This is a genomic window from Pseudomonas sp. NMS19W, from assembly GCF_051554255.1.
Classification (GTDB): Bacteria; Pseudomonadota; Gammaproteobacteria; order Pseudomonadales; family Pseudomonadaceae; genus Aquipseudomonas; species Aquipseudomonas kribbensis.
Window position 1 is genome coordinate 717,583 of sequence record NZ_CP136718.1, and the last position, 17,894, is coordinate 735,476.

The following is a 17,894-nucleotide window of genomic DNA, read 5'->3' on the forward strand; positions in this document are numbered from 1 at the left end:
GACTGTCATGGATTACCGCGATTACGTTCGGCCAAAATTCGTTGAACTGATGCAGGCCCTGGGCCTGGAGTGCCAGTTCCATCGGGCGCAGGGCAGCAAACTGTTCTACCGCGACAAGCAGGGTGACGAAGTGACCGTCACCGATTTTCTCGGTGGCTACGGCGCCGCGCTGTACGGTCACAACGACCCGCAATTCGTCGATCAGCTGTGCGGCCTGCTGCGCGCCGATGTGCCGTTCAACGCGCAAATGTCGGTGCGTGGCGCGGCGGGGCAGTTGGGGCGTGAACTCAGCGAAGCGTTCAACCGTGAGCTGAACAACACCGAGCGCTACATTTCCACGTTCTCCAACAGTGGCGCCGAGTCGGTGGAGATCGCCGTCAAGCATGCCGAGTACCGTCGTCAGAAAAACCTGCAGAAACAGTTCGACGAGCGTGATTTCGAACTGGCGAACCTGGTGGCCAGTGACAAGGCCTATGTCGAGCTGGAGATCGATGATCTCGACCTGCCGGCCGGCCTGCTGCCGCCGCACCTGACCTGCGTGACCGTGCGTCAGGTGGCCGAGGCGGTGCGTCAGCACAACCTGGCGCAACTGCATGTCGAGCCGGTCTTCCTCGCGGTGCGAGGCAGCTTCCACGGCAAACTGGTGAACACTGTTCAACTGACTTACGGCAAGCAATACCGCAAGCCATTTGCCCGTTTCGGGCTCAACGTCGAATTCATCGATCCGCATCAACCGCAGCAGCTGCAAGACTTGCCGGCCCGCCACCAGCATCACTGGCTGAGCCTGGAGTGGAGCGGTGAAACCCTGCACGTGCGCCGTGAAGCGTTCAGCGCAATCACTGCCGTGCTGCTGGAGCCGATCCAGGGCGAGGGCGGGATCAACGAATTTGCCAAAGAGTTCTATCTGGGCTTGCGTCGCCTGTGCAACGAGCAGCAATGCCCGTTGGTCATCGACGAAGTGCAATCGGGTTTCGGTCGCACCGGCACCTTGCTCGGCGCCACCCATTTCAACCTGCAGGGCGACTACTACTGCCTGTCCAAGGCGCTGGGCGGCGGCTTGATGAAAATCGCCGCCACCGTGATCCGTGCCAGCCATTACGAAAATGATTTCAGCTACATCCACAGCTCGACCTTCGCTGAAGACGATGCGTCGTGCCACATCGCGCTGTCGGCCCTGCGCCGGCTGTTCGAAAACGACAGCGCCATGCTCAAGGATGTGAACAAGAAGGGCGAGTACCTCAAGACTTCGCTGCTGGAGCTCAAGGCGGCCTATCCGGACGTGATCGCCGATGTGCGCGGACGCGGCCTGCTGCTGGGGTTCGAACTGCATGACCTGACCGGCGCCAGTTCGCTGGTCCAGGCTTCGGCGCAGTACAACGATGCGCTGGGCTACATCATTGCCGGCTACCTGTTGCAGTTCGAGTCGTTGCGTGTGGCGCCGTCGGGCAGCAACGCCAATGTGATTCGCCTGGAACCACCGGTGTGCATCACCTTCCAGGAAATCGATGGCCTGATCGCTTCGCTGCAAAAAGTCTGCGACATGCTGCGTCGTCGCGACGCGTTCCCGCTGGCTGCCGGTGTGTGTGCCGACAGCATCGCCCAGGTGCCGGCACGCGATGTCAGCTTCACGGAGACCGAAAGCCTCCCAAAGTCTGACGAGAACGTGCGCGTGGTAGCACGCGTGGCGTTCATCAACCACCTGATCGATGCAGACATGCTCAGTGATGTCGACCCATCGCTGTCGACCCTGAGTCCGGAGCAGAAGCGCGAGTTCATCAAACGCATGGCCCCCGAGCGCCGGGCGGCGCCCATCGGCCCGGTGCAGATCCGCTCGAAACTCGGCACGGCGGTGGAGTTCACCCTCTATCCGCTGTGCATGGATTCCGATGCGATGGCGGCTTACATCGCCAGCGGCGATCTGGAAACCATCCGCGAGGAAGTCGGCAATCGCATCAAGGATGCCCGCGCCGACGGCTATAGCGTGGCCGGTCTGGGCATGTACACCTCGATCGTCACCAACAACTGTCAGGCGCTGAAAATTCCTGACATGGCGCTGACCTCGGGCAACGCGCTGACCATCGGCATGGGGCTGGAAGCGATCGAGCAGGGCTGCAAACAACAAGGTCTGGAACTGAGCCAGCAGACTGCTGCGGTGGTCGGTGCTGCCGGCAACATTGCTTCGACCTACGCGTCGCTGTTGTCGACCAGTGTCGAGCACCTGATCCTGATCGGCAGTGGTCGCGACGGCTCGCTGCGACGCCTGGAGAAAACCGCTCAGCAGATTTACGCCGAAGCCGCCCGGGCCATTCTCAAGGGTGTTGCCGAGCACGATCGTCTCGCCAGTCGCCTGCAGCAACTGCGGGGTATCGACGCCCTGCTGCAAGCCCATGGCAACAGTGCCGATCTCGGACAGCGCGTAGCGCAACTGGTCGATGAGCAACTGGGAAGCAACGCGTTCATCACCGTCAGCAACGACCTGGATGCCTTGAAGCAGGCGCGCATCGTGCTGTGTGCGGCGAATGCACCGCAGGCGTTTCTCGGTGCCGAACACTTTGCCGAGAACAGCGTGATTTGCGACATCGCCGTTCCGCTGAACGTGGACCAGAACCTCGCCGGTCAGCGCGCCGACGTGCTGTACATGCACGGCGGGATTGTCCAGACGCCGCTGGGCGATGGCCTGGCCCTCAACGTTCGCGCCTACCTCAAGCAAGGTCAGTTGTATGCCTGCATGGCGGAGTCGGTACTGATGGGGTTGTCGGGCATGAAACAGCACTACTCCTACGGCGACATCAGCCGTGAGCAAGTGCAGCAGATCCGTGCACTGGCCGCGACCCACGGGTTCAGCCTCGCACAGTTCAAAACCGATAACTCGCTGTAAGGAACGGTCATGCCGAACAAAGTAGCAGTAGTGACCGGCGGCAGCCGTGGCATCGGCCGGGCCATCGTCCTGGCACTGGCGGGTGCCGGTTATCAAGTGGCGTTCAGTTATGTGCGTGATGAAGTAGCAGCGATGGCCTTGCGTGATGAAGTGCAGGCGTCGGGCGTGGATTGCCTGGCGCTGCAATGCGACATCAGCCGTGGCGACAGCATCGGGTCATTCTTCGAGCGGGTCGATGCGCATTTCCAGCGCGTCGATCTGCTGGTCAACAACGCCGGCATTACCCGTGACGGCTTGCTGGCGACGATGCCGGCCAGCGACATCCTGGAGGTGATTCAGACCAACCTGGTCGGTACCTTGCTCTGCTGTCAGCAGGTGCTGCCGGGCATGCTGCGCCAGCGCAGTGGCTGCATCGTCAATATCAGTTCGGTCGCCGCGCAAAAGCCCGGCAAGGGCCAGAGCAACTATGCCGCGGCCAAGGGCGGGGTCGAAGCCATGACCCGCGCGCTGGCGGTCGAGCTGGCGCCGCGCAATATCCGGGTCAATGCGGTGGCACCGGGGATCGTCAAGACCGAGATGAGCACCGCGCTGATCGGCAGTCAGGAGGAGCAGATCCAGTCGCGGCTGCTGATCAAGCGTTACGCCGAGCCCGAGGAAATTGCCGAGGCGGTGCTGTACCTCGCCGAACGTGGCCTGTACCTGACCGGGGAGGTCCTGCCGGTGAACGGCGGGTTGAAGATGCCATGAGCCGCACCATTCTGATTACCGGTGCGGCCAAGGGCATCGGTCGCGCGGTGGCCGAGGACTTCGCGGCCAATGGCGACAATCACCTGATCCTGCTGGACCTGGACTTGCCGCAACTGCAGGGTTGGGTGGCTGAGCAGCAGGAGCGGATCAGCGCGCGGGTCGAGACCCACGCGGCGAACATCGCCGACCTGCCTGCCATGGAAGCGTTTTTCAAGCAGCTCGGCACCCGGATCAAGCAGGTCGACGTGCTGGTGAACAGTGCCGGTATCTGCAATGAAAACGAGCCCGAAGATCTGCACAACTGGCACAAGGTGATTTCGGTCAACCTGAACGGTACGTTTTACGTGACCTCGTTGTGCCTGGCGCTGATGCCGGATCGGGGACGGATCATCAACATGTCCTCGATCCTCGGGCGGGCCGGCAAGGTGCGCAACACCGCGTACTGCGCGTCCAAGCACGGCATCGTCGGCATGACCAAGGCCCTGGCGCTGGATCTGGCGCCGCGGCAGATCACGGTCAACGCGATTCTGCCGGCCTGGATCGATACACCGATGCTCCAGGGCGAACTGGCGACGCAAGCGGCGATCGCCGGTCTGACCCAGGAGCAGATCGTGCGCAACGCGAAGAAAAAACTGCCGATGCGCCGCTTCATCCAGAGCGAAGAAGTGGCGGCGATGGTGCGTTACCTGGCCAGTCCTGAAGCCGGCGGGGTCACGGCCCAGAGCCTGGTGATCGATGGCGGCGTCGGGTTGGGAATGTAGTGATGCCAGGATCTATCAACCGCATCGCCTGGGCGATGTGGGCGTGCGTGGCCGCTCCGGCGGCCGTCGCGGCCCTGGAAGTCGACGATCTCAAGCCCGATTACGCCGACGCCGAAATCGGCGTGGCCACGGCACTGCGCCTGCACGGTGACGATCAGGTCACACAGAAGGCCGTGTATTTCAAAGCCAACCTGGAAGACAACTGGGACGGCGGCTATTACAAGGCCAAGGGCCGTGTGCGGTATGACGCCCGCTACGACGGCAACAACCCGTACAGCGAACGCGCCCGGGAAAAATATCGCTTCGACGCTGACTGGCGGCATCTGTATGTCGGTCATTCGCTGGGCGACGGTGAAGTGACGGTCGGCTGGCAGCAGGTGGTCTGGGGGCGTGCGGATGAATTGCGTGTGCTGGACCAGATCAACCCGCTGGACTATCGCGATGGGCTGACCCCGTTGCTTGAAGACAGCCGCATCGCCGTGCCGATGGTGCGTGTGACGCAGCCCGTGGGCGAGTGGGAACTGGAAGCGCTGTGGATCACCGACTTCGTCAAGAACCAGCCGCCGGTGGCGGGCAGCGAGTTCGCCGCGCCGCTGTTTGCGACGCCCGATCCGGAGTATTTCCTGCTTGATTCAAAACCCGGTTATGACGGTGACAAGGGCTATTCCTATGGTCTGAGCGCCAACGGCCGGATCGGTGCAGTGGACACCAGTTTCGTGGCACTGAGTGCACGTCAGCAGGACCCGGTGTATGCCGTCGAAGGTCTGGCCGATGACGGTCGCACACGCCTTGAACGCCAGTTTCCCCGTTACACCATGGGCGGTGCAGGTCTGGCGATCGACGCCGGTCACAGCATCGTGGTGCGCAGCGAGATCGCCTGGTTCGACAACTGGCGCATGACCAATCCGACCCGCGCCTACGGTGCCGACAGCACCTCGATGGTCAAGTCGCTGCTGGGCGTCGACTATCTGTGGCGCGACTGGCTGATTTCGGCGCAATGGCAGGAGCAGGTGCTGCTCGACTGGCAGGACGGGATGCTGCAGGACAAGCGCGAGCCGCTGTTCACGCTGTCGGCCGAAGGCACTCACTGGCAGGACCGGCTCAAGAGCCGACTGGTGGCCGCGGCCTCGCCGCCGCTCAAGGACAACGCTTTGCTGCAGGGCATCTTCACCTACAAACCGGTGGACTACATCAAGCTGGGACTGGAAGTGGACGTGTTCTTCGGCAAACCCGACAGGGCCTTCGGCGAGTACAGCAAGCGCGATCAAGTGCGGCTGTCCGCCGGCTATCTGTTTTAACCCCCGTGACGCCTGCCTGCCGTCGGTGGCGCAGGTCCGCATGTACTCATCCGACGAAAAGGGAAATTCCGATGTTGCCGCTTTTGAAAAGTCTGACCGCCACCGCGTTGATCCTCAGTGGCGTCTGCGCCAGCGCTGCCGACGGCAGCAATGCCGATGAAATCATTCGCCAGGTGCGTGATCGCAATGACGGTAAAAGCTTCATGTCCCAGGTGTCGTTGATCCTCCACGACAAGAAGGGCAATACCCGGGTTCGTGAATTCACCTACCTGCAGAAGGACTACCCGGACAGCGACAAATTCAGCATGTATTTCTCGGCGCCGACCGATGTGCGCGACGTCGCGTTCCACATCGAAAACCCGCATGAGACGCTGGGCCTGGAAGACAGCCAGTGGATGTACCTGCCGGTCAGTCGCCAGACCCGCCGGATCTCCACCACCGACAAGCGCGGTTCGTTCATGGGCAGCGAATACTCCTATGCCGATCTGGACAAGATCCGGGTCAAGGATTACTCGCAGACATTGCTGGGTGAAGAGCAGATCAAGGGCCGCGACTGCTACGTGATCGAACGTGAACCGGCGTCCCCTGAAGTGCTGGCCAAGACCGGTTACAACAAACTCAAGGTGTGGATCGACAAGCAGAATTTCCTGGTCATGCGTCAGGATTTCTTCGACGTCAAAGGTGTGCTGATCAAGCAGATGCGCACCCAGAAGGTCGAGACCATCGACGGGATTGACAGCATCCTGCTCAGTGAAACCGAACACTTCATCGACGGTACGCGCTCGGAAATGCGCTTCAACCAGTTGCAGTACAACGTCCCGCTCGAAGACCGGCTGTTTACTCAGACCGCCATCAAGCGCGGCCTGAAAACCGGTGACCTGCCGGAATTTTCCGTGACTGCCCGCTAAGCGCCGCTCCCGACGACCCTGGAACACATGATCATGGAAAGATACCTGAACTTCGTCGAGCGCCATGCGCGGGCAATCGTTTTCCTGCTGGTGGCGATCACTGCGTATTTCACTTATACGCTGGGCGCGCTGGTCTCGGACACCAACCCTTATCTGCTCAAGGACAGCCATCCGGCGCGCAAAACCATCATCGATTTGCAGGGTGAGTTCACCGGCACCTTCGACTCGGTGATGGTGGCGCTGAACAACCCGCAGACGGTCTTCAACAAACAGACGCTCAATGCGCTGTTTTCGATGTCGCAGTCGGTGCGCAAGATGATCCTGGCCAACGACGCCGACAAGGAGCAACTGGCGCAAATCGTTGCCCGCTACCCGAATGACAGCCGCGCGCAGTTATTGACCCGGGACATTCTGGAGGACGGTTTTTCCCAGAATGATTACGCTCAGGCCAAGGCCCTGCGCGATCATGCCCAGAGTCTGAACTGGGATGCTCATGATCAGTTGTTCCTGACCTTCCTCGCCGAGCGCATCAACCCGATTCGCGAAATGGCCTCGATGGGCGACCTGGAAAACATCGTGCTGACCGACGGTGGCGAGTTGTTGATCCACAAGACCCTCAACGCCTATGACATGGACCCGGCCGTGGTCGAGTCACAGATCATGGGCAACGAACTGATGGTCGACGGGGTGGTGTCGAAGGACAAGAAAGTCGCGATGCTGGTGGCCGAACTCGGCACCAAGCAGGATGACGCTCAGGCGCAGTTGCGCGCCTATCAGATCGTGCGGGGCATCGTCGCGCAGTATCAGGCCGAGCACCCCGAGTACAAGGATGAGATCTTCATTGCCGGCATGCCGATCTTCATCGCGGCCCAGCAGGAAATCATCGACCATGACCTGGCGGTGCTGTTTCCGATCGTGTTTCTGCTGATCACCCTGCTGTTGATTTTCTTCTTCCGCAAACCGCTGGGCGTGTTGTTGCCGCTGTTCAACATTCTGTTCTGCACCATCTGGACGCTGGGCCTGATGGCGCTGCTGCGGGTGCCGTTCGACCTGTTGACCAGCGTACTGCCGGTGTTTCTGTTCACCATCTGCTGCTCGGACGCGATCCATGTGATGGCTGAATATTACGAGCAGAAAAACGCCGGCAAGAGCAACCGTGACGCCAACCGCGAAACCCAGCGCCTGATGGTCGTGCCGGTGGTGTTGACGACGGTGACGACCATCGCCACGTTCATGATTTCCACCACCAACAACATCGTCAGCATCCGTAACTTCGGCGTGTTCATGTCCATCGGCCTGACGGCGGCGCTGATCATTTCGTTGCTGCTGATTCCGGCCTGGATTTCCATCTGGGGCAAGGATCAACCGCCGCAGGCCAGGGTGGCCGCGCACAAGGAATCGATCATCTCGCGTTATCTGGTGGCGTTCTGCGCCTGGATGATCCGCTTTCGCAAACCGATTCTCATGGTCATGCTGCCGTTGCTGGCGCTGGCCACTGTGTTCACCTTCCGCGTCGATATCGAAGATTCGGGCATCGCCTACTTCAAGCCTGAAAGCCATATCCGCGTCTCGGACCAGTTCATCAATCACGCCAAAGTGGCGGGTACGGCGCCGGGCTGGATTGCCATCGACAGCAAGGAACCACGCGGGGTGCTGACCACGGAGGTGGTGCAGTTCATCGACAAGCTCGACCACTTCATCAAGCAACAGCCGAACGTGAGTTACGGCTACTCCCTGGCCACTTACGTCAAGCGCATGAACCTGGTGCTCAACGACATGAACCCTGATTACCTGCGCGTTCCCGACGCCATGGAAAAGGTGACCTCCGTCAATGACGACGGGCAGGTCGAGCATTTCGAAGTGCCAGGCAATTCGCTGATCGAGCAGCACGTGATGCTGTTCGAGAACGGTGGCGGTTCGGACCTGAACAACGTGCTCAACGCCGACTTCTCCAAGGCCTTGACGCTGTACACCATGACCTCGTCGGTCGCCAGCGATTATCAGGGCATGCTCGATCGCCTCGACGCCTGGCTGCTGGTGAACAAACCGGCCAACCTGGAGGTGACGCATGCCGGCACGCCGTTGATCTGGACCGGTGTGTTGCAGGAAATCACCCAGGGCCAGGTACTGAGCTTTTCCCTGGCGTTGCTGGTCGTCACGCTGATGATGATGTACTGGCTCAAGTCGGTGCGGCTGGGCATTCTCGGCATGTTGACCCTGCTGACCACCTCGGTCACGGTCTACGGTTTCATGTTCCTGTTCGAGATCCAGCTGAACATCGGCACGACGCTGGTGACTTTCCTGGTGGTGGGCGTGGTCGATTACGCGGTGCACCTGCTGTCGCGCATCAAATTGCTGGTGCAGCAGGGCATTGAAGTCGACGCGGCCATTTTGCAGGCGATGCACAGCGTCGGCCGTTCGACGGTGATCAACGTGGTGATCTTCTCCGTGGGCTTCATGGCGCTGCTGTTTTCTGACTTCAAGCCGATTGTCGACCTGGGGGCACTGGTGGCGATGGCGCTGTTCTCCAGCGGTGTCATGACCATCATTCTGGTGACGCTGGTTTCGCCGTGGTTCTTCGGTGCGATTGAGCCGGTTGTCCAGCCCGCTCAGGCGCAACGTGTCGACGCAGAGCCAGTACCGGGCTGAATACGCCCGGGCCGGGTCCGCCTGCCCTGATCCGACAGGCGAACCGGCCCATGCGTCGCAGAAGGGTTTTCAGTTCAGCGTAGCGCCCGGGGTTTTTTCCCCATGTCGGGCGATGCGCTCGAACTGACACTCTTGTCGAGCCTCGTGGAGGTTGTTTTCAAACGCTTCAAGTCCATCGTACAACTGCTGCAAATCGCCGATCTGGGTCACCAGTTCGGCTTTTTTCTGGGCGATGGCGTTCTGTGCCATGTCCCATGGGAATTCGTCGCCGCGGTAGTTGTTCAGGATGACTTGCAGCTCCTTGAGCTTGAAGCCCAGTTGCTGAGCGCATTTGATGAACGTCAGTACCTCGACGCTTTCCTGACTGTAGATACGGTATTTGCCTTCACGCTTGGGCTCGGGCAACAGGCCGATTTCTTCGTAATGGCGAATGCTTTTGACTGTGGTGCCCGACAGCTGGGCGGCTTTGCCGATATACATAAAGATCCATCTCGATGATCAAACAGGGCTTAGCGTGACCAGGCTCGAGGCCTGATCGGCGGGCGATTATAGGGTGAATACCATCGGCAGGTTGCAACTGTGCGTAAATGACGCGCACAGCTGACGGACGGGCTCGGGGAGAGCCCGTGGAGGGGCTGACGGCGTCGGCGGCGCCGTCAGTTGGACAGTTACGTCAGATTCAGAACGCGGCGCTGGCTCGCGCCTGTTGCAGCCACACGTCGCGCTGCTCCGGTTTGGAGCCAAGCATGGGGCCGAACGTCAGGGTCTTGATCGGTTTGACCCCGCAGAATTCCAGCGTGGTCTTGCGGACCTGGTGCAGACCCGGCATGCCGTAGAACCACTTGTAGTACCAGTACGGCGTGTCCATGGTCACCAGCAAATGGGCGGTGCGGCCTTTGAGCAGTTTGTCCGGGAAGGCCTTGCCCTCGCGGTACTTGAACGCGAAGCCGGGCAGGAAGATGCGATCCAGAAAGCCTTTCATCAACGCCGGAATCCCGCCCCACCAGATCGGGTAGACGAAGGTCAGGTGCTCGGCCCAGGTGATGTCGGCCTGCGCCTGCAACAGATCGGGTTCCAGCGGCTGAATCTTGTTGTAACCCTCGTGCAGGACCGGGTCGAAATCCAGCGCATCCAGGCGCATCAACCGCACCTCATGCCCGGCATCCTTGGCTGCCTGAACGTAGGTTTCACTCAGTGCTCCGCAAAAACTGTAGGTGGAGGGGTGTCCCAGAATCACGAGCATTCGTTTGCTCATTGTGTGTACTCCTGAAAAGAAGCTCACAGGATAGAGTCTGCCCCTAGCGGTAGAGTCAAGGCGTCAGAGCATCAAGCAAGGCCTGGCTATAGGCCGGCAGATGAGCGAAATTTCGTGAACACAGATGCAGTGTCCGCCTGGCCCAGGCGTCATCCAGCGGCAGACAGATAAATGAGTTCATCCGCGGCCAGCGCTCAACTGCCACTTTGGGTACGATCGCCAGCCCCGCGCCGCGCGCAACCATGCGCATGAGGCCATCGAAGCCATCGACGCGGATGCGGATCGCCATGCGCTGGCCAATGTGCAGCGCCTGTTCCTCCAGATGAATCGCCAAGGCACTGTCGGCACCCAGCGCTACATAGTCATGGGCCAGGGTTTCGGCAAAGGTCAGCGAGAGACGTTCTGCCAGCGCATGGCCCGGTGGCACGAGCAGCACCAGCGGGTCGTCGCGAAAGATCCGGGTCTGCAAGTCCCGGGTGTCCACGGCGTCGGAAACGATGCCCAGGTCTGCCGCTCCCTGGCGCAAGGCGTGGGTGATGCGGGCGCTGGGCAGTTCCTGCAAGTCGATGTCGAGGTTGGGATGTTCGCGCAGGAAATCCGCCAGCACTTCCGGCAGGTATTCGCTGATGGCCGTGGTGTTGCACAACAGACGCACCTGGCCTTTGACGCCCCGGGAGTATTCGTTCAAGTCCTGCTGCATGCGCTCGGCCTGTTGCAGCAGGAGCCGCGCATGTTGCGCCAGAGCCTTGCCGGCTGGCGTCGGCGTGACACCACGGCGCCCGCGCTCAAGAAACTCGGTGCCCAGCGAAGCCTCCATCGCTCGAATCCGCGCACTGGCCGCCGCCAGTGACAAATGACTGCGTGCGGCGCCGGCGGTGATGTTGCCGCTGTCGATAATGTGCAGGTACAGGCGCAGGTCGGTGAGGTCGAAGTGCATGGCGGGTGACTCTTGCTGAAAGAGAGGCTGCCTCAGTGTAAGACAGATTTTCAGTTCATCCGCGCAGGCGCACAGTATCGCCATGAACGCACTCGCAGATTTCTATCAAAACCTCGGTCTGGCCCTGTCTTTGCTGGTGCTGATGACCTTCGTCCTCGCCGGTCTGGTGAAAGGCGTGATCGGCCTCGGCCTGCCCACCGTCGCCATGGGCTTGCTCGGTCTGGCTATGGTGCCGTCGCAGGCTGCGGCGTTGCTGATCATTCCGGCAACCTTGACCAACCTCTGGCAACTGGCGTTCGGCGGGCATCTGCGCGGGCTGGTGAAACGGCTGTGGCCGATGCTGCTGGCGATCTTTCTCGGTACGGCCATCGGCACCTTGTGGATCGGCATGGCGGGCGGGCATTGGGTGGTGCGCGGGCTCGGCGCGGCGTTGTTGCTCTATGCGCTGAGTGGATTGTTCCTGCCGACGCTGAGTGTCAGTCGCCGCCATGAACCATGGCTGGGGCCGCTGTGTGGGGTGATCACCGGCGTCATCACTTCGGCCACCGGGGTGTTCGTGATTCCGGCGGTGCCGTATCTGCAGGCACTGGGTTTGAGTCGCGATGAACTGGTGCAGGCGCTGGGCCTGTCCTTCACCATATCGACCCTGGCGCTGGCCGGTGGATTGCTCTGGCGCGGTTCACTGGGCGGTGCGGAACTGAGCGCTTCGCTGCTGGCGTTGATCCCGGCGATGCTTGGCATGCTGCTCGGGCAGTGGCTGCGCCAGCGTATCAGCGCGGTGCTGTTCAAGCGGGTGTTCTTCATCGGTCTGGGCGCGCTCGGCGCCCATCTCTTGATCAGCGGCTAGCGGACGAAACGCTGAGCATCTCGATCGGGCGGATATCGAAATCCCGCTCCAGATATTCCATGCGCTGAGCGAGAAACTGCTGCATGTGCGGCAGGTTCGAGTGCACGTCCAGATGCGCCTGGGTCTCCCAGATCTCGTAGAAGATAAACAGGGTCGGATCTTCCTTGTCGCGCAGCATGTGGTACTCGATGCAGCCGGGTTCGGCGCGGCTCGGCTCGACATAAGCGCGGAAAAACGCTTCGAAGGCCTCGGCTTTTTCCGGGCGGGTCTTGGCGTGCAGGATGAAACCCTGGCGTTCGCTCATCGCAAAAAACTCCTCAGATTCAGATGGCGGCCAATCCTACGGCAACAATCGGCAATCGATTCGTGCGTTTTACTCAAATGAATTTTGCGCAACCGCGGCTTATTCCGCGCGAGGCGCAACGTTAATCTGCCGCCATCCAATTTCTCCCCTTGTCCATCCGGCGCTCTGCGCTGTGCATCGGCATCCGATCGAGGCTGTCCCATGAAAAAAGTGCTGTTGCTCAATGGCGGTAAAAAATTCGCCCACTCTGACGGTCGCTACAACACCACCCTGCACGAAGCGGCGTTGAGCGTGCTGGATCGCGGCGGTGTCGACGTCAAGACCACCTTCATCGACGAGGGTTACGACATCGCCGAAGAAGTCGCCAAATTCCTCTGGGCCGACGTGATCATTTATCAGATGCCGGGCTGGTGGATGGGCGCGCCGTGGACCGTGAAAAAGTACATCGACGAAGTCTTCACTGAAGGCCACGGCAGCCTCTACGCCAGCGACGGCCGCACCCGTTCCGATTCGTCGCAGAAGTACGGCAGCGGCGGTCTGATCCACGGCAAGCAGTACATGCTGTCGCTGACCTGGAATGCGCCACAGCAGGCGTTCGATGATCCGACCGACTTCTTCGAAGCCAAAGGCGTGGACGCGGTGTACTTCCCGTTCCACAAGGCCAACGAGTTCCTCGGCATGACCGGCCTGCCGACGTTCCTCTGTGTGGACGTGATGAAGCGCCCGAACATCGAGGCGGATGTGGCGCGTTACGAGCAGCACCTGAGCGAGGTGTTTGGCCTCAAGGCCTGACGCTCGGCTACTATCGAAGGCCTGAGCCTGTGCAGCAGGCCTTTCGATTCGAGGACACCCGTGAAAGCCAGATCCGATGAGTTGCAGATTTTCGTCTGCGTGATCGAATGCGGTTCGATCTCCGCCGCCGCCGAGCAGGTCGGACAGACGCCGTCGGCCGTCAGCCGCACGCTGTCGCGGCTGGAAGCCAAGCTCGACACCACGCTGATCAACCGCACCACGCGGCGCATGGACCTGACCGAGGAGGGCAAGTATTTCTTCGAGCAGGCCAAGCTGATTCTCGATCAGATGGATCAACTCGAAGAGCGTCTTTCTTCACGTCAACAGACGCCATCAGGACGACTGCGCATCAACGCCGCGTCGCCGTTCATGCTCCACGCCATCGTGCCGTACATCGACGAATTCCGGCGGCTGTACCCGGACATTCAGCTCGAACTCAACAGCAATGACCTGATCATTGACCTGCTGGAACAAAGCACCGACGTCGCCATCCGCATCGGCACTCTCGCCGATTCGACGTTGCATGCCCGGTCGCTGGGTTGCAGTCCGCTGCTGATCGTCGCCAGTCCCGCCTATCTGGAAAAACACGGTGCACCGCTCCAGGTTGCCGATCTGAGCGAACACACCTTGCTCGGCTTCACCCAGAACGAAGGCCTCAACCAGTGGCCGCTGCGCTACGTGCACGGCGACCGCTGGCCGATCACCCCGGCGATCAGCGCGTCCAGCGGCGAGACGGTCCGGCATCTGGCACTGGAAGGCCAGGGCATTGCCTGCCTCTCGCATTTCATGACCATCGACGACATTCGTGCCGGGCGCCTGAAGGTGTTGCTGGCGGAATTCAACAGCGGTTATCGCCAGCCGATCAACGCGGTGTACTACCGCAACTCGCAACTGGCGCTGCGCATCCAGTGCTTCCTGGATTTCATTCAGAGCAAACTGGCGGCTTACGCCAGCGCCGATTTCAAAGGCTGATTCGTGACCCCTGCGCAACAGTGATTTGGTTGTGGGCGGGTTTTTCCACCGTGCTCGGCGGTCGATACTCGTTGCATCACTTATTCACGCAGGGAGTTTCTCCATGAACGTATTCGTCACCGGCGCTGCCGGTTTTATCGGCGGCTCCATCGCCACCGGTCTGGTCCAGGCCGGCCACACGGTTACCGGTCTGGTGCGCAGCGCCGAACAGGCCAATGAGCTGAAAGCACTGGGCATCACCCCGGTGATCGGCACCCTCGACGACAAGGCACTGCTGGCCGAACAGGCCCACGCCGCCGACGCCGTGATCAACGCCGCCAGCAGCGACCATCGCGGTGCGGTCGAAGCCTTGCTCGATGCCCTGCGCGGCTCGAATAAAGTGTTCCTGCACACCAGCGGTTCGAGCATCGTCGGTGATGCATCGGGCGGCAAATCCAGCGACGTCATCTACTTCGAAGACAACCTGCCGGAGCCGACCGTCGACAAGGCTGCACGTGTCGCCATCGACAACCTGATCCTCGCCGCAGCGAAGGACGGCGTGAACTCGGCCGTCATCTGCAACACCCTGATCTACGGCCACAGCCTGGGCGTCAATCGCGACAGCGTGCAACTGCCGCGCCTGCTGAAACAGGCACGCAAAAGCGGCGTAGTGCGTCACGTCGGCACTGGGCAGAACATCTGGTCCAACGTGCACATCGAAGACGTAGTCTCGCTGTATCTGCTGGCTCTGACCAAAAACGTCCCGAGCACGTTCTACTTTGTCGAAAGCGGCGAAGCGTCGTTTATCGACATGACCACCGCCATGGCCGAAGCCCTGAATCAGGGCGAGCCACAAGACTGGCCGCTGAAAGACGCCGAAGCCGAGTGGGGCTATGAAATGGCCAACTACGGCCTCGGCTCCAACAGCCGCGTACGCGGCAAACACGCCCGCGAACTGCTGGGCTGGGCGCCGAAGCGCACGTCGGTGGTTGAATGGATTCGTAACGAAATGGTGTGATGGTTGATTAAACCCGCGAGGGCTTTGCGACTAACCTGTGAACGGCTGCCTTTGGGCAGCCGTTTGTGTTTTTGGATTTGTCTTGGCGCCGGGCCAACCACCGGGCGCTTTTCAATGTTCAGCGGCACCAGGAGGCGCAAGGATGGTTGATCGTTATGATGCCGAGGGCTCGCAAACTTCTTATGAACCAGGCTCCGACGAACAGGTACTGAGCAATAAATTAGGGATAACCGATCCTGAAGACATGGATGACGCAGAGCTCATCCTATTGGAAAAGTTGTACCAGTTCGTGCTCATCGAGCATTTGCCAAATCGGCCATTAACCGTTCAGGACCTGAAAGAGTGGCATCGACACTGGTTGGGCAATCTCTATTCATGGGCCGGCGATGTGCGTGCGGTGAATATGGGGAAGGATGGCTTTTTCTTTGCCGCAGCACCGCAGATTCCCCGACTGCTTGATGGTTTCGAGAGGGACTGTCTTGGCAAGTACACACCCTGCAAGCCTGATCTGGATGAAAACCTGATCCACGCCATTGCTGTCACGCACGTGGAGTTCATCCTGATTCATCCATTTCGCGAGGGTAATGGGCGCTTGTCGCGATTGTTGGCGGATGTCATGGCGGTGCAGGCGGAGTATGTGCCGCTCGACTACAGCAGTTGGGAGCGAAACAAAGAGGCTTATTTTGCGGCAATCAATCAAGGGCTGAATTGCAATTACGAACCCATGGAGTATTGGGTTCGGCAGGCATTGTGGACTTGAGTGACGATCTCATTTGGCCAGAGAAAGATGCAGAAACTTGCTGTCCTTGAGCTTCAGCTTGCGTTCAATCGATTCAACGCTCTGACCCGTTTCGATGGCTGTCGAACTGGCAATCGCGCGTATCAATGCTTCGGCAGTGAGCTTTTTGGGGCGGCGGCGCGAAGCAGTCATGTCAGGAACTCGATAGGAAGCGTCAGTCGAGTATAGCGTCTTGACTGATGTTGAAAACCTTGTGGCCTGGGCGAAACATTCAGCCGGGTCATGAAAATCCCACCCCGCGATTTTCATTATTCACGACAAGACATACCCAAAAGCGACAACCCTTGTCCCTCCACGAAAATTACTTTCACTTCGTTTGAAAACTCGATCTCGAAATGATTTATGAGTTTCACAAACCATTCGAACGTGACCCTTTCGAGGAGTACCGCATGACACCGTCCTTCGGCCATTGGCTGCTGGTGTACGCCGCCGTTGCCATCATTGCCCTGATCGTTCTGATCGCCCGTTACCGGCTCAATCCGTTTATTGTCATCACCCTGATTTCCATTGGCCTGGCGCTGGTGGCGGGGATGCCGCCGTCTGGCGTGGTGGGGGCGTATGAGGCCGGGGTGGGCAAGACGCTGGGACATATCGCGCTGGTGGTAGCGCTGGGGACGATGCTCGGCAAGATGATGGCCGAGTCCGGCGGGGCCGAGCAGATGGCGCGCACGTTGATCGAACGTTTTGGCGAGAAGAACGCGCACTGGGCGATGGTGTGCATCGCGTTTCTGGTGGGGCTGCCGCTGTTTTTCGAAGTCGGATTCGTGTTGCTGGTGCCGATTGCCTTTACCGTGGCGCGGCGGGTGGGCGTGTCGATCCTGATGGTCGGTCTGCCGATGGTCGCCGGTCTGTCGGTGGTGCATGCGCTGGTGCCGCCGCACCCGGCGGCGATGCTGGCGGTGCAGGCTTATCAGGCGTCGGTCGGGCAGACCTTGCTTTACGCGATTGCCATCGGTATTCCGACGGCGATCATTGCCGGTCCCCTGTACGCCAGATTCATCGTGCCGCGCATTCAGTTGCCGGCGGATAACCCGCTGGAAAAACAATTCCTCGACCGCGAGCCGCGCGACAAGCTGCCGGGTTTCGGCATCACCATGGCGACCATTCTGTTGCCGGTGGTGCTGATGCTGATTGGCGGCTGGGCCAATCTGATTTCCACGCCGGGCAGTGGTTTCAACCAGTTTCTGTTGTTCATCGGCAACTCGGTGATCGCGCTGTTGCTGGCGACGTTGTTGAGTTTCTGGACGTTGGGCCTGGCCCAGGGTTTCAACCGTGAATCGATCCTGAAATTCACCAATGAGTGCCTGGCGCCGACCGCCAGCATCACCTTGCTGGTAGGGGCCGGTGGCGGCCTGAACCGGATACTGGTGGACGCCGGCGTCACTGATCAGATCGTCGGCCTGGCCCACGAATTTCACCTGTCGCCGCTGATCATGGGTTGGTTGTTCGCCGCGTTGATGCGCATCGCCACCGGTTCGGCCACCGTTGCCATGACTACGGCTTCCGGCGTGGTGGCGCCAGTGGCCATCGGCCTGGGTTATCCACACCCGGAACTGCTGGTGCTGGCCACCGGCGCGGGCTCGGTTATCTTTTCCCATGTCAACGACGGCGGCTTCTGGTTGATCAAGGAATACTTCAACATGACGGTGGCCCAGACGTTCAAGACCTGGACGGTGCTGGAAACCCTGATTTCGGTTGTCGCTTTCGCCCTGACCGTCGGTCTTTCTTACCTGCTGTAGTCGGAGTTATC

The 17,894-nt window shown here is 60.3% G+C and carries 17 protein-coding genes; 12 read left to right on the top strand and 5 right to left on the bottom strand.

The genetic code is table 11. The features are described from left to right. Positions 1 to 7 precede the first annotated feature (7 nt). The 6 genes from R1A29_RS03100 to R1A29_RS03125 all read left to right on the top strand — a co-directional run bounded on the left by R1A29_RS03100 (position 8) and on the right by R1A29_RS03125 (position 9,241). A complete protein-coding gene (locus R1A29_RS03100; RefSeq protein ID WP_438300621.1) occupies positions 8 to 2,878 on the top strand; it encodes an aminotransferase class III-fold pyridoxal phosphate-dependent enzyme in 2,871 nt (956 codons plus the stop codon). Between the two features lie 9 nt (positions 2,879 to 2,887). Further along, positions 2,888 to 3,625 (top strand): 3-oxoacyl-ACP reductase family protein, encoded by a 738-nt coding sequence (locus tag R1A29_RS03105; RefSeq protein WP_438300622.1) that lies wholly within the window; start codon positions 2,888 to 2,890, stop codon positions 3,623 to 3,625. Beyond that, the gene (locus R1A29_RS03110) at positions 3,622 to 4,386 is read left to right on the top strand and encodes an SDR family NAD(P)-dependent oxidoreductase (RefSeq protein ID WP_438300623.1); all 765 of its coding nucleotides are present in this window, start codon (positions 3,622 to 3,624) and stop codon (positions 4,384 to 4,386) included. The genes R1A29_RS03105 and R1A29_RS03110 overlap by 4 nt, the downstream gene beginning before the upstream one ends. A gap of 2 nt (positions 4,387 to 4,388) precedes the next feature. Continuing rightward, complete coding sequence (locus R1A29_RS03115) at positions 4,389 to 5,684, top strand: DUF1302 family protein (RefSeq protein WP_438300624.1); 1,296 nt, start codon at positions 4,389 to 4,391, stop codon at positions 5,682 to 5,684. 71 nt (positions 5,685 to 5,755) lie between these two features. Continuing rightward, entirely contained in the window at positions 5,756 to 6,592 is an 837-nt protein-coding gene (locus tag R1A29_RS03120) for an outer membrane lipoprotein-sorting protein (protein WP_408986568.1), read from the top strand. A gap of 33 nt (positions 6,593 to 6,625) precedes the next feature. Next, the gene (locus R1A29_RS03125) at positions 6,626 to 9,241 is read left to right on the top strand and encodes an efflux RND transporter permease subunit (protein ID WP_438300625.1); all 2,616 of its coding nucleotides are present in this window, start codon (positions 6,626 to 6,628) and stop codon (positions 9,239 to 9,241) included. 69 nt (positions 9,242 to 9,310) lie between these two features. On the opposite strand, the gene R1A29_RS03130 is transcribed toward R1A29_RS03125, so the two are convergent. The 3 genes from R1A29_RS03130 to R1A29_RS03140 form a co-directional block, all read right to left on the bottom strand. Further along, a complete protein-coding gene (locus tag R1A29_RS03130) occupies positions 9,311 to 9,721 on the bottom strand; it encodes a MerR family transcriptional regulator (RefSeq protein ID WP_408986570.1) in 411 nt (136 codons plus the stop codon). Between the two features lie 199 nt (positions 9,722 to 9,920). Beyond that, entirely contained in the window at positions 9,921 to 10,496 is a 576-nt protein-coding gene (locus R1A29_RS03135) for an NAD(P)H-dependent oxidoreductase (protein WP_438300626.1), read from the bottom strand. A gap of 55 nt (positions 10,497 to 10,551) precedes the next feature. Next, complete coding sequence (locus tag R1A29_RS03140) at positions 10,552 to 11,433, bottom strand: LysR substrate-binding domain-containing protein (RefSeq protein WP_438300627.1); 882 nt, start codon at positions 11,431 to 11,433, stop codon at positions 10,552 to 10,554. Between the two features lie 82 nt (positions 11,434 to 11,515). Between R1A29_RS03140 and R1A29_RS03145 the strand changes: the two genes are divergently transcribed. Continuing rightward, positions 11,516 to 12,280 carry a sulfite exporter TauE/SafE family protein gene (locus R1A29_RS03145; RefSeq protein WP_438300628.1) on the top strand — a complete coding sequence of 255 codons (765 nt, stop codon included), beginning with the start codon at positions 11,516 to 11,518 and terminating at the stop codon, positions 12,278 to 12,280. Here R1A29_RS03145 and R1A29_RS03150 read toward each other — a convergent pair. Continuing rightward, positions 12,270 to 12,584, bottom strand: coding sequence for a putative quinol monooxygenase (locus tag R1A29_RS03150; RefSeq protein ID WP_438300629.1), 315 nt, complete (start codon positions 12,582 to 12,584; stop codon positions 12,270 to 12,272). The genes R1A29_RS03145 and R1A29_RS03150 overlap by 11 nt on opposite strands. 201 nt (positions 12,585 to 12,785) lie before the next feature. On the opposite strand from R1A29_RS03150, the gene R1A29_RS03155 reads away from it, so the two are divergent. The 4 genes from R1A29_RS03155 to R1A29_RS03170 all read left to right on the top strand — a co-directional run bounded on the left by R1A29_RS03155 (position 12,786) and on the right by R1A29_RS03170 (position 16,105). Then, positions 12,786 to 13,376, top strand: coding sequence for an NAD(P)H-dependent oxidoreductase (locus tag R1A29_RS03155; protein ID WP_265812382.1), 591 nt, complete (start codon positions 12,786 to 12,788; stop codon positions 13,374 to 13,376). A gap of 60 nt (positions 13,377 to 13,436) precedes the next feature. Further along, positions 13,437 to 14,348 (top strand): LysR family transcriptional regulator, encoded by a 912-nt coding sequence (locus R1A29_RS03160; protein WP_007953823.1) that lies wholly within the window; start codon positions 13,437 to 13,439, stop codon positions 14,346 to 14,348. A gap of 103 nt (positions 14,349 to 14,451) precedes the next feature. Next, positions 14,452 to 15,345, top strand: a complete 894-nt coding sequence (locus R1A29_RS03165; RefSeq protein WP_438300630.1) for an NAD-dependent epimerase/dehydratase family protein — start codon at positions 14,452 to 14,454, stop codon at positions 15,343 to 15,345. 142 nt (positions 15,346 to 15,487) lie between these two features. Continuing rightward, positions 15,488 to 16,105, top strand: coding sequence for a Fic/DOC family protein (locus tag R1A29_RS03170; protein WP_438300631.1), 618 nt, complete (start codon positions 15,488 to 15,490; stop codon positions 16,103 to 16,105). Between the two features lie 9 nt (positions 16,106 to 16,114). Here R1A29_RS03170 and R1A29_RS03175 read toward each other — a convergent pair whose 3' ends face one another. Next, positions 16,115 to 16,276 carry a hypothetical protein gene (locus tag R1A29_RS03175; protein WP_170929807.1) on the bottom strand — a complete coding sequence of 54 codons (162 nt, stop codon included), beginning with the start codon at positions 16,274 to 16,276 and terminating at the stop codon, positions 16,115 to 16,117. Positions 16,277 to 16,533: 257 nt separating this feature from the next. Here R1A29_RS03175 and R1A29_RS03180 point away from each other — a divergent pair, with 257 nt between their 5' ends. Continuing rightward, positions 16,534 to 17,883: a GntP family permease gene (locus R1A29_RS03180; protein WP_438300632.1), complete on the top strand. Its 1,350-nt coding sequence runs from the start codon at positions 16,534 to 16,536 to the stop codon at positions 17,881 to 17,883. The last annotated feature ends 11 nt before the right edge of the window (positions 17,884 to 17,894 follow it).

Bases quoted from the DNA above. Each gene is read 5' to 3' on its own strand.
- R1A29_RS03100 (WP_438300621.1), top strand. From the start codon at position 8: ATGGATTACCGCGATTACGTTCGGCCAAAATTCGTTGAACTGATGCAG.
- R1A29_RS03105 (WP_438300622.1), top strand. From the start codon at position 2,888: ATGCCGAACAAAGTAGCAGTAGTGACCGGCGGCAGCCGTGGCATCGGC.
- R1A29_RS03110 (WP_438300623.1), top strand. From the start codon at position 3,622: ATGAGCCGCACCATTCTGATTACCGGTGCGGCCAAGGGCATCGGTCGC.
- R1A29_RS03115 (WP_438300624.1), top strand. From the start codon at position 4,389: ATGCCAGGATCTATCAACCGCATCGCCTGGGCGATGTGGGCGTGCGTG.
- R1A29_RS03120 (WP_408986568.1), top strand. From the start codon at position 5,756: ATGTTGCCGCTTTTGAAAAGTCTGACCGCCACCGCGTTGATCCTCAGT.
- R1A29_RS03125 (WP_438300625.1), top strand. From the start codon at position 6,626: ATGGAAAGATACCTGAACTTCGTCGAGCGCCATGCGCGGGCAATCGTT.
- R1A29_RS03130 (WP_408986570.1), bottom strand. From the start codon at position 9,721: ATGTATATCGGCAAAGCCGCCCAGCTGTCGGGCACCACAGTCAAAAGC.
- R1A29_RS03135 (WP_438300626.1), bottom strand. From the start codon at position 10,496: ATGAGCAAACGAATGCTCGTGATTCTGGGACACCCCTCCACCTACAGT.
- R1A29_RS03140 (WP_438300627.1), bottom strand. From the start codon at position 11,433: ATGCACTTCGACCTCACCGACCTGCGCCTGTACCTGCACATTATCGAC.
- R1A29_RS03145 (WP_438300628.1), top strand. From the start codon at position 11,516: ATGAACGCACTCGCAGATTTCTATCAAAACCTCGGTCTGGCCCTGTCT.
- R1A29_RS03150 (WP_438300629.1), bottom strand. From the start codon at position 12,584: ATGAGCGAACGCCAGGGTTTCATCCTGCACGCCAAGACCCGCCCGGAA.
- R1A29_RS03155 (WP_265812382.1), top strand. From the start codon at position 12,786: ATGAAAAAAGTGCTGTTGCTCAATGGCGGTAAAAAATTCGCCCACTCT.
- R1A29_RS03165 (WP_438300630.1), top strand. From the start codon at position 14,452: ATGAACGTATTCGTCACCGGCGCTGCCGGTTTTATCGGCGGCTCCATC.
- R1A29_RS03170 (WP_438300631.1), top strand. From the start codon at position 15,488: ATGGTTGATCGTTATGATGCCGAGGGCTCGCAAACTTCTTATGAACCA.
- R1A29_RS03175 (WP_170929807.1), bottom strand. From the start codon at position 16,276: ATGACTGCTTCGCGCCGCCGCCCCAAAAAGCTCACTGCCGAAGCATTG.
- R1A29_RS03180 (WP_438300632.1), top strand. From the start codon at position 16,534: ATGACACCGTCCTTCGGCCATTGGCTGCTGGTGTACGCCGCCGTTGCC.